This window comes from Arthrobacter sp., from assembly GCF_031179985.1.
GTDB lineage: Bacteria > Actinomycetota > Actinomycetes > Actinomycetales > Micrococcaceae > Arthrobacter.
The window spans coordinates 1-10256 of sequence record NZ_JAPSHJ010000073.1; the positions used below are offsets into that span (position 1 = coordinate 1).

Annotated in this window: 12 protein-coding genes and 1 pseudogene; 7 read left to right on the top strand and 6 right to left on the bottom strand. The window is 62.9% G+C overall.

Going from position 1 to position 10256, the window contains the following annotated elements; all coding sequences use genetic code 11:
* Positions 1 to 341: 341 nt before the first annotated feature.
* Complete coding sequence (locus RIN13_RS19155) at positions 342 to 866, top strand: DUF2087 domain-containing protein (RefSeq protein WP_309108905.1); 525 nt, start codon at positions 342 to 344, stop codon at positions 864 to 866.
* 17 nt (positions 867 to 883) lie between these two features.
* Here RIN13_RS19155 and RIN13_RS19160 read toward each other — a convergent pair whose 3' ends face one another.
* The 3 genes from RIN13_RS19160 to RIN13_RS19170 form a co-directional block, all read right to left on the bottom strand.
* A complete protein-coding gene (locus RIN13_RS19160) occupies positions 884 to 1309 on the bottom strand; it encodes a ChaB family protein (protein ID WP_309108906.1) in 426 nt (141 codons plus the stop codon).
* A gap of 187 nt (positions 1310 to 1496) precedes the next feature.
* On the bottom strand, positions 1497 to 2300 hold the full coding sequence (locus RIN13_RS19165; protein WP_309108907.1) for a GPP34 family phosphoprotein: 804 nt from the start codon (positions 2298 to 2300) through the stop codon (positions 1497 to 1499).
* 354 nt (positions 2301 to 2654) lie between these two features.
* The gene (locus tag RIN13_RS19170) at positions 2655 to 3398 is read right to left on the bottom strand and encodes a cysteine hydrolase (RefSeq protein WP_309108908.1); all 744 of its coding nucleotides are present in this window, start codon (positions 3396 to 3398) and stop codon (positions 2655 to 2657) included.
* Positions 3399 to 3625: 227 nt separating this feature from the next.
* Between RIN13_RS19170 and RIN13_RS19175 the strand changes: the two genes are divergently transcribed.
* The gene (locus RIN13_RS19175) at positions 3626 to 4024 is read left to right on the top strand and encodes a nuclear transport factor 2 family protein (protein WP_309108909.1); all 399 of its coding nucleotides are present in this window, start codon (positions 3626 to 3628) and stop codon (positions 4022 to 4024) included.
* A gap of 424 nt (positions 4025 to 4448) precedes the next feature.
* A complete protein-coding gene (locus tag RIN13_RS19180; RefSeq protein WP_309108910.1) occupies positions 4449 to 4823 on the top strand; it encodes a helicase associated domain-containing protein in 375 nt (124 codons plus the stop codon).
* A 15-nt stretch (positions 4824 to 4838) separates the two neighbouring features.
* Here RIN13_RS19180 and RIN13_RS19185 read toward each other — a convergent pair whose 3' ends face one another.
* Both RIN13_RS19185 and RIN13_RS19190 read right to left on the bottom strand, forming a co-directional pair.
* Positions 4839 to 5405 (bottom strand): hypothetical protein, encoded by a 567-nt coding sequence (locus RIN13_RS19185; protein WP_309108911.1) that lies wholly within the window; start codon positions 5403 to 5405, stop codon positions 4839 to 4841.
* Positions 5406 to 5457: 52 nt separating this feature from the next.
* The gene (locus tag RIN13_RS19190; protein ID WP_309108912.1) at positions 5458 to 5736 is read right to left on the bottom strand and encodes a YciI family protein; all 279 of its coding nucleotides are present in this window, start codon (positions 5734 to 5736) and stop codon (positions 5458 to 5460) included.
* A 204-nt stretch (positions 5737 to 5940) separates the two neighbouring features.
* Here RIN13_RS19190 and RIN13_RS19195 point away from each other — a divergent pair, with 204 nt between their 5' ends.
* Entirely contained in the window at positions 5941 to 6402 is a 462-nt protein-coding gene (locus tag RIN13_RS19195) for a GNAT family N-acetyltransferase (RefSeq protein ID WP_309108913.1), read from the top strand.
* A gap of 567 nt (positions 6403 to 6969) precedes the next feature.
* Positions 6970 to 7521, top strand: a complete 552-nt coding sequence (locus tag RIN13_RS19200; protein ID WP_309108914.1) for a hypothetical protein — start codon at positions 6970 to 6972, stop codon at positions 7519 to 7521.
* A gap of 260 nt (positions 7522 to 7781) precedes the next feature.
* Here RIN13_RS19200 and RIN13_RS19205 read toward each other — a convergent pair whose 3' ends face one another.
* On the bottom strand, positions 7782 to 8636 hold the full coding sequence (locus RIN13_RS19205) for an alpha/beta hydrolase (protein ID WP_309108915.1): 855 nt from the start codon (positions 8634 to 8636) through the stop codon (positions 7782 to 7784).
* 163 nt (positions 8637 to 8799) lie between these two features.
* On the opposite strand from RIN13_RS19205, the pseudogene RIN13_RS19210 reads away from it, so the two are divergent.
* Both RIN13_RS19210 and RIN13_RS19215 read left to right on the top strand, forming a co-directional pair.
* A pseudogene (locus RIN13_RS19210) lies at positions 8800 to 8954 on the top strand (IS1634 family transposase); the annotation flags it as partial.
* A 462-nt stretch (positions 8955 to 9416) separates the two neighbouring features.
* Positions 9417 to 10235, top strand: coding sequence for a DUF429 domain-containing protein (locus RIN13_RS19215; RefSeq protein ID WP_309108916.1), 819 nt, complete (start codon positions 9417 to 9419; stop codon positions 10233 to 10235).
* The last annotated feature ends 21 nt before the right edge of the window (positions 10236 to 10256 follow it).

Consider the following 10256-nt stretch of genomic DNA (forward strand, 5'->3'; position numbering starts at 1 on the left):
GGCGGCCTACCCCCCGCCGTGGAATGCGTGCGTTCATTCGAACTGAGCGGGCCACCTGGACCATTGGTATGACTTCCCGCCGGAACCATCGGGATGACTCCGGGAAGACATGCGCCCAACACGGCCGGCGCAATAGCCCAGGTTGTTCTCCGCCGTTTCAGGCCCGCTCAGGGATGGTTATCCCAAGACCATTTCACATCTCATGTCATCTCGGCGCCAGTTGATCCGTGAAGGGCGCTTCCCTTTCGGTGTCCCCCGCGCAGGGCTACGATTCTTCGTGTTGTACCGGCCAATGAGGTGACCGGAATCGATCCGGCGTGGCCAGAGCAAGGGGAAGCGCTGTGACCAGAGGAACCAGGCAGAGCGGGCCGCACTGGCGGCGGGTGATGGCAGCTCTCGCCAATAATGACGCGCGGACCGCCTACGCGGAAATAGTTCTCGGGACGAAACTCGCCCATGTCGCTTCTGACCTGAGCGATCGACGGCGGGACCGGGCCATTGCCGTCCTCCTTGAGTCCGGCCTCGTCGAACGGACTGCTGACAATGAACTGGAGGCGTCGGAGGTGATCTTCCGCGATCTCCTCACCCAACAACCGAAACGCCAGGCGCAGACCGGAGTTGCCCGCTTCATGCGCCTAGGAAGGATCGACCGGTACCCTGCCAATCAGGCGGAGCGACGGGAACTCCTGACCTGGATCGCCAACGAGGCAGTCAGACCGGGCGAAGATCTCACCGAACGGCAGGTCAATGAACGGCTGCTCAGCTACACCGACGATGTCGTGTTGCTGCGCCGCTACATGATCGATTTTGGAGTGTTGGAAAGAACGCCGTCCGGCTCCTCTTACTCCCGGCCAATGAAGGGTTAGGTGCCCTCACCCCTGGTTCAGTCCCCACGCGCCTTCCGGGTTGCGGCATCGTTGGCCTTCTGCAGCGCCTGGACAAGTTCTTCCTTGTCCATCTTGGAACGGCCGTCAATGTTCAGTTCCTTGGCGCGCTTGTAAAGGTGCTCCTTGGAAGCGTTTGCGTCCACGCCTCCGGCCGTTGGCGCAGATGATTTCAGCCCCTCCTCCGCGCGCTCATCCGAGGGGCCACGGTTCTCCTTTGGCTCCCAGTGATCGCCCACCTTCTCGTAGCTGTGCTTCAGGGACGCGTAGGCAGCCCGGGCGGCCCGGCTCTCGTCGTTGTCATACGACTCAAGGGCTGAGTCGTAGGTCTTAGCGAAAATATCCTGGGCTTTCTGCTCGGACCGCTGCAGGGTCGAGGGAAGCTCTTCCTTGCGGGCGTGGTCGTTCTTGCCTGTCTTGGGCATGCCACCCACACTCCTTCATCAGCAGGCTGATCAGTCGGACGAAACCACCTTAGGCACGGGTGCGTAGCTTTTGCAGGGGCCAATGGCGTCCGTAATAAACTGTGGCGCCCCGCTGGTGCAGGGCTCCGCAGTCGTCAAACTTGAGGAGCGAAACTCCTGGTGTCCTGTTGGAAGGATGCCAGGCAGATCATAGAGTTGGGGCTTCTGCCTGCGCCAGCCGGATCATAAGAAGTTCGTCCTCCACTGCCTTGGCGGGCCAATAGTCCTTCGCCAGTTCATCTGCCCAGTTTTTATCTGCTGCCGGGAAAAGCTTGCCGAGCAGCCCAGCCGCCTGAAGCAGTGCGATCAGAGCGATGGTCCTGGCGTCGGGTGCTTTGGAATCGGGCTTAGCGGGAGCAGGCGCCGTGGCATCAGGCGTCCCGGCATCCTGCGCCATGGCGTCAGGGGTACCGGCATCAGGTGCCGTAGCATCAGGTGCCGTAGCATCAGCCACCCCGACATCAGACGCCTTGGAATCACTTGGCCCGGCATCATAGGTCCCACCGCTGAGTGCTACCTCGATCTTTTTGAGGAGCTCTGCCTCCGGGGCGTGGTCCCTCTCCGGATACCGCAAGGTCCGGAACAGACCCAGGTGCTTCTCGCCGGCGTTTTCGACCAGCCCGCGCGACGCCATTCCCTCGTAGATACGCCGCATTTCGGCGCGGCCCTCCAGCATTGATGCCCAGCGCTTGGGAGTGTGAGGCCGTGATTTGCCACGGATGAGATCCAACTCGTGCTGTAACTCTGTCTTCGGGGCGGTGCCGGTAGCCCTTACGTGCTTCCCCTGCAGCTCGATTGCACCAATCAGGTCCAGCTCCGCCAGTATCGCCCCTGCCAAGGTGGTCCTGAGTACGTACATCGGCAGTTCAGGTGTGCCGTCCTTGTCGTTCGTTGCCAGGAGGAGGAAAGCCTGGGGAAGGTTCAGTTCCGCCTTCGTTGCTTCAGCGTGCATACGAACATCGTGGCGCAGTTGGCCATCCACCACAATGGGGATTACAGGCGCGCCCCGGATGTCGTTAGCCTTGCGGGTTTCGGACAGCCGGCGGATCCCCCGAAAACCCAATGGCGACGACTGCTGCGGTCGCCACTGGTTTTTCTCTCTTATGTGAGATCAAACTCCAGTTGGATCATCCAGCGTAGTTGGCCCACCTTTCACTGGGAATGTTCGATCACCCAAAGAAGGCATTGTCCAACCTAGTTGGCCCTTTTCTCGACGCTGGTCGGCCAATGCTAACTGAACCGCACTCATGGAAGCATGGCGCCGGGCGGGACGAGGTCCGACACGGTGGTTACCCTGGACCGTGACTCAGACGGCGGCAGTGTGACGAAGATCTGCCGGTGAGGCCGCCCCGAGCCCGTGGAGCAGCGCGGTCGAGGTGGCCACCCATCCGAAGAGTGTCTCGATAGAGAGCAACGATGCCTCGTGATTTGTCCGATCAGCCGCAGCGCCGATGGGCTCGCCGGTGCAGTCTTCCAGCAGGAGGCAGCGGAAGTCCCGGAACATCGCATCTCTGAGCGTCGACTCGACGCAGATGCTCGTCGTGCAGCCCGTAAAGATGATGTCCCGGACCGCCTGACTCCTCAGCAGCCCCTCCAGGTCGGTCTGGAAGAAGCCACTGAAGCGGTGCTTGTAAATGACGTGGTCCTTCGGTGCCGGCGTCAACTCATCGACGATGTCGGTGTTCCAGGTGTCGCGGACAAGCACGCGACTGGGGGTGCCGTCCGGCGCAACGACCGGTTCACCCACCCCCATGAACTGGTGACGTTGGCGGTTGGTCGCATGATCTGGCCCGAGGTCGGAAAGATCGGGCAGGAACCCCATCTTCAAATAGACGATCGGGATCCCCGCCTCGCGTGCCGCGTCCACGACGCGAATGGTTGGCCCGACGGCCGCTCGGATAGGGGCGATGTCGATGCCGGCCCGTGCGAACATGCCACCCGGCGATCCAAAGTCGTTCTGCATGTCGACGACGATCACCGCCGCGTGGCTGACATCGAGACCGAAAGGCCCGGGCCGGGCCTCGACCGTCACCGTGTCCTGCCGTGCCATGTGCTCCCTCCTGGGACGAGGACGCCTCAGAGCGCCCGCCGCGAGAGCGAGAAGAAGTTCGCGCTATGCCAGCATGTTAAGACTCGCATCCTAGTGAGGCAACAGGCCGTCGTCCCGACTCAGCCGGCGAGCATGACTTTTCGAGTTGGTTCAAGAGATAGAAGTTCTTGCGACGGCGAGGGGGGTCAGCCCTCGCCGTCGCTGCGATGCCGGGAGCATACTAAGACATGGCTGACTCTGACGAATTCCTGGCCTGGGTGAGGTCCGCGTTGTACGAGGCGGAAGTGGCTATCCACAACGGCGACGCCTCCCCGCGCCGGGCACTCTGGTCGCGGAACGAGCCCGTGAGTGTCCTGGGCGCGTGGCGCAACGCCTTCGGGCAACAGGAACTCGACGATTTGTTCACCGGCCTTGCGAGGCAGTTCTCTGACTGCACCTCGTACAACTTCGAGTTGCTGGCTTACAACGTCGTGGGCGACATGGCCTATACGGCCGGACTGGAACACACCTCAGCCTCAGTGGACGGTGAGCCACGCAGCTACGTATTGAGAGCCACCCAGATCTATCGCCGAGAAGAGGGCGAATGGAAGGTAGCCCATCGGCATGGCGACACAGTGACTGAGTGACGGCAGTAGGCTGCCCTGCCGGATGACCGACAAAGGCTCCGCTCAACTCCTGAGCGGCCCGAAACGCGCCGCCCGTGACCCGGCCACCGCTTCTTCCCTGGCCTCGGCGAGCGGCAGCACCAGCATGTACCGGTCGGCGCGACCGGACGGAACCGGGCACCAAACGCCGAATGGGTGCTGATGTACCGCGGCGGCCTCACCCGCGGACAGATCGCGGAACTGGTCGGCGCAGCGCCGAAGACCGTCGCCTACCACCTGCGCATCGCCCGGGCCTGCAGGCCGCGCACGATATGGCTGCCGCGCAGAAGACCGCACATGTGGCAACAGCCCAGGGCCTGGAGCGGATGCGGCAGCTCGTGGCGATGGTCCAGGAAACGGCCGCTACCCGTCCCGGACCGCGGAAAGCACCGCGGAGCGCAGCCTGGTGGCATGGCTGCAACGGCGGCCGGAAGACGCGCGGGCGGGTACCTTGGCCGCGGCTTACCCTGACGGGTTGGCGGTCCTTTCTGACTGGCAGACTCCCCCACGGGCTGAGACTGACGAGGCACGATGGCAGGAGCGGCTCAAAACCCTGATCGCCAACAGGAAGGCCGGCAACGACTGGCCCCGTCAGAAGGCAGTCATCACAGGCGAAGAGCACGAGCTCGGGGTCTGGCTGCACCTCCAGCGCTCCAAGCTGCACCGCGGCGAACTGGATCCAGCCAAAGAGCTGGCGCTGGATGACGGGGTGCCAGGTTGGCGGGAGGGCAGGCAGCGCGGCGGACGGGCAGCCAACAACCCAGCCACAGTCCGGCCCTGACCCCACTGAATGGAGCTACTCGTCGCTGGATCCTCTGATGCTGGACTTGATGCCGTCCAAGGCCGAAAGGTCCTCGTCGCTGGGCTCGGTACGCATGATGGCGAGCGTCTGCACCATGTGGCCCAAGTCGACTGAAATGATGGTGTAGGTTTCCGTGCTGACTGTCATTGTGCCCCTGTACTGAGGGTCCTCCAGATTCGTCAGCGCCGCGGTCAGTACCCCGGGTTCCTCCAGCAGCGGCCTGCTGGCATCCAACTGCCAGTCGTCATGTTCCCGGCCCAGAAATGTCGAATACCTCGGCAGCACGAGGGAAAACGGAGGAAAACGGGGCGGGGTGCCCTTCCCAGGGGCTTCCTCGACAACACCCGAGTCCAGCTCCGCACGCAGGCCCCAGGGGGTCACAAGGAGCCGGCCGGCGCCGTCGTTGCTGACCTCCCAGAAACCGCCCGGGAAGTACCGGAAAGAGCCCGTCTCGCCCTCCGGCCCGGAAGAACGCCTGAACGTCGTGGCGAAGTCTCCGGCGACAAACCCGGGATCGGCGCGGGCCAGGAGTCCGATCAGCTGCTGATGAGTGGGCATCATAGAGCTCAGGCTAGCTTCCTTACTGCAACAGCGCGTTACGCTGGGCCATGTGCTAACCGAAGCGCACGGCGTCCCACTCAAGAATTCGTGGATGCGCGAGCCCCTCAAGAACGAACGGATCACCCGCGATAAAGCGCTCAGCATCCTCCCGCGAGGTAAAGATCCCCATCGACGCACCGGCAGGATCCATTGTCTGGAACGGGCCGAGCGCGAGGAGCCCTCCGCCGCCGGCATGGAACGCTTCAAAATAGGCCTCATGACGGGGGTACGTCTCATGGACACGTGAGAAATCGATGCCTTCGCTGAGACGATACATCACGACGAATTCCATGTGGCCACTCCTACCCGCCGCTCCACCTGACGATGTCGAGACTGTATCAGCCGAAGCACCGCTACTCTATGGCAAGATTCGGCGGACTTCGACCGGGGGATATTTTCGCCGTTCCTCAGATGGGGGTAGCCCCAGGAATCGAGCCGCCGGGTTGCCGCTGCAGACGGCATTGTTCCTGCAGATCGGGCATGCCACGATTGCCAAGTGACTACTGTCTGGACAAGGCGCCTCGTCCGAGGCGATCTGACAGCGGCGCATGACATGTTCGCGATGATGGCCGCTGTATTCGCAGAGGGTGCCGAGCCGCTCCCTGACGACTATGTTGTTTGGCTTCTCGACCGAGATTCGTTTTGGGCCATCGCCGCATTCGCCGGTGACGACATTGTTGGCGGCATCACCGCCCACACTCTGCCAATGACCCGGTCCCCATCGTCAGAGGTATTCATTTATGACCTTGCAGTGCGCCGGGATCACCGGAGACAGGGTGTTGGAAGCAAGTTGGTTCTCGAACTCCGTGAAGCCGCAGCGGCAGCAGGCTGCGGCGACGTTTTTGTGCCAGCCGACAACGAAGACAAGCACGCTCTCGACTTCTATCGGGCACAGGGAGCCGTCGCGTCCCCTGTGACATTCTTTACCTTCACCGCCCTGTCAAGGTTCCTTGAATGATGTCGACCAGGCGCTAACGACTGCAGCGCTCGGCATTTCCGTCCGCCTGAGCCAGGGCTAGACGTCCGCCTGAGCCAGGGCTAAATCTGCAACATGGCGACTATGTCTGAAGTACCAGGAATGGGCTTGGGAGAAAGGTGACGAGACAGCGCATCGAAGGTGCTTAGAGTAGATTAATCAGCTCGTCGAGAACTTCGTGCACGGCCGGCTTCCACGGCCCCGTCCCACTGAGCTAAGCCTGCGACGATTTAGGTGTCGTTCAGGCGGGAGCTCCTGACTGGACCTCCGGTTCGCGGGTAGGGCGCCAAAGTGCCAATGCAGGATTCGGAGTGGCCTGCCGTTGCCTTCCGGCGCGTATTGGCCTGTTACCGGCGGTAACTGGCGAGTTGAGAAAGGGTCACAAACGTCTTTCGACGGCCCAGAGATGCGCCTTGGATTTACGTTCCCGTGATCGGTTTCCCGACGATTTAACGGTTGCACGAAGAACCGGAAACATCCCTCGTTTCGGGCTTTTGGCGCTCCTACTCTGGTGTCGTCCAACCACTCACACCCGAAAGGGGTACCCACATGAAAAAAGTAGGCGCCTGGCTGACTGCCATCATCATGGCTCTCGGGCTGGGCCTGCTGGTTCCGGGGGCGGCCTCCGCAACGCCTTCCTACTGCGGACTCGCCTGGGGCTCACTCGCCAAGTCCAAGCAGGCCATGAGCGCGGCGTCAGTAACCAATGTGCGCTCGGGAAAGTACTACTGCTTCGACCGCCTGGTGATCGACATCAAGGGGAAGCCAACCGGTTACAACGTTCGTTACGTCTCAAAGGTCGTACAGGACGGGTCCGGACTGCCCATCAAACTGAGCGGCGGTGCATTCCTGCAGGTCACCGCCCACGCACCCAGCTATTTCCCCGCCACGGGCAAGGCCACCTTCGTCCCGGCCAACCGCTCCGAGGTGACCAACGTTTCGAAGTACCAGACGTTCCGGCAGGTCGCCTGGGCAGGCAGCTTCGAGGGTTGCACCACCCTGGGGCTCGGCGTCCGCGCCCGGCTCCCCTTCAAGGTCTTCACCCTCGCAGGTCCCGGCAACGGATCCAGGCTCGTGATCGACGTCGCCCACCAATGGTGACACCTAAAGCCGGATAGGAAACGGTGCCCCGCTGGGCGGGGCATCGTTTTGCCCCCACCGTAACCGACGGGCACGACTCGAAGCGATCATCGCACAGTTCCCGCAGGAGACCTGCGGATAACACGCTCTCATAGTCACCGAACTTTCTGGATCCGGCGGCCAGGTAGCTTGCCAGGACGACGCCGGGACCAGCCCTTGCGTGCAATTGTTTCCCGGAGGCACCACGCCGGCTCCTGGACCTGCGCGCCGCACATGGGCCGTCACGGGCACCCGGTCGCACCGCCGCGGCCAGCCACGTCCACGAGGGCACCGACGAGTTCGGGACCCAGCGCCAGTGCTGCATCGTTGTGGTTCGCCTCCGCTACCTCCACCTCGATGACGTAGTTTCCGGACTCCCGGGCCGCCTGAGCCACGTCCCGGCTCAGCTGTGCGGGCACGATGGTGTCCTCGCTCCCGTAGACCACGGCGATTGGGACGTCGGCGCGCGCTACGTTCTCGCGTACCGGGTAGTGATCGCGGAGCATCCAGCCCACCGGCACGCCGTAAGCTGCCCGGCCGGCGTCGGCGAGCGAGGTAAAAGGTGAGCGCAGCAGCATCGCGGCTGGAGGGTGCTCGGTGGCGAGCTCCGTGACCACCCCGGCGCCGATGCTCTCCCCGAAATAGACGAGCGAGCCCGCCGGTACTCCTGCCGCACCTGTCAGGAACTCGTGAGCGGCGCGGACATCGCGCGCGAGACCGTCCTCGGACGGGTGTCCGGGATTCGCCCCGTAACCTCGATAGTCGAAGAGCAGCACGCCGAAGCCGAGCTCGCTGATCGCTCGTCCCAGCCCTGCCCGATAAGCCCGGTTGCCGCCGTTGCCCGATGCGACGAGCACGGTCGTGCGGCAGCCGACTGCGGCTGGCAAGTACCAGGCACCGAGCTCGAGGCCGTCACTCGTCGTGAGCGTGACTTCCCGGGCTCCAGGCAACAGCTCCGCGGCCGGGCGTGGCTGACCGCGGTCGGGAAAATAGATGAGCGATCGTTGGAAGAACCACGGCATGCCAATCAGGAGCCCGACGACCACGAACACGGTCGCGAGCGGCATGATGCTTCGCACCGTCAACTTTTTCGGCACCGTCCTATGATCGCAGAGCGGTTCGCACCGCACACGGCACGTGGCCCACGACCTGATCACCGACCGCTGATGCACGCCGTCGAGCACGTGATCAATAGAGAAGAAGAAGATCGGCAGTCGTGGGCAGACGGCATTTCTGCCATGACGCCGGCGACCCGGATGGCCTATGTTCCACCGCACCTGTGACGCGATCGAGGCACACCTGACGATCGTGTTCACCACGCTTGCCGTTCCCAGAACCGTCCAGAACAGGACCGGGCGTGCGGTCGCCGACGTCATCAAGAACTCCGGCCCCTGCGCTCAGCAACCATCGCCATGGTGGAAATGGTGGAAAGAAGCGACGGCGGAAAGCTTGCCGTTAACCTTACTTGGCTCATTTCCTTAGTGCGTGAATTTGGGGCCGTGGATTGCGTTGAGGATGGCTTGCTGCTCTGCGTTGATGTCTGGGTCGAATCTTTAGTGGTGCCGTTGATGATCTTTTCCTGCATGCATATACAAAGAACCCGACCTAACGAGGCCTGACGCCCCTTTCACAAACCGCACTGGGTCAAGGGCTTCCATGCGAGCTGAGGAAGACTGATTCGATCGGCCTGGGAATTCAGGCTGATCGTTATTCGCGGCCGCCGGCTCTGCTCAGGGAGGCGGGCGAACCCCACTGAGGTAGGCAAGCTGCTGTCTGAGAGCCCGACCTCTTCGGGGGAAGGATCGCGTCCGGAATGCTCCAGAATTGCAGGTTGGATTGACCTTGACCTGGGTATCGTCGGCTATAGAATCCTGAGAATGATGACGGTGGCCGTCGGCATCGACGTCGGGCTCCTCGACGGCAAGGGGCTCGACCTTGTTGCCTTGGACGCCTCCCGCAGGATCCGCCACGCCGTCCCGCACCTTCGCGATCTCAACGAACTCATACGGATCGTGGAGACGCTCGCGCCTGATGTCGTTTGCATCGATTCGCCTTCACAGTGGGCGGAGCCAGGCACCCGTCGCCCCGCCGAGCTGGACTTGGTCCGACGAGGGATCAACCTCTACGCCACTCCGTCAGCAGACCGCTCCCGTCCATTCCACCGCTGGATGCATGACGGGTTCAGTGTCTATGCAGCACTCGCCCACGCGTACCCTCGATATACCGGGGGCGACGCCCGTGGGAAAGCGGCCGAGTACTTCCCGCATGCCTCTGTAGTTGCGCTGAACGGACGGATCGGGGAGTTTGCCGAGAAGATCTCAATCCGCCGGCAGCTGTTAGCGGAGCAAGGAGTCGATGAGCGGGTGCTGATCGGCGCCGACCAAGTAGACGCGGCGCTAGGAGCACTTACGGGACTCATCGCCCTGGAAGGGCGGCATTCTTGGGTGGGCGAGGGGACGGACGCGATGCTTCTTCCCGTGCACGAGCTCCGTGCACGGTACCTACGAGCTCCTGCAGCCCCGGCCGTTCGGAGAGTGGGCGGTGCTGCGCGCCCGCCGTTTCCAGCCGACGAGAAGCGTGCGCCTTGTCTCTGCGGATGCGGCGGAACGCCAGCAGGGCGGCGATCACGATTCATGCCTGGCCATGATCACCGGGTAAACCCCGCGACGGGCCGAAGATGGAACGGATTGCCGTAACCGCACGCAACCCCTGTGCAA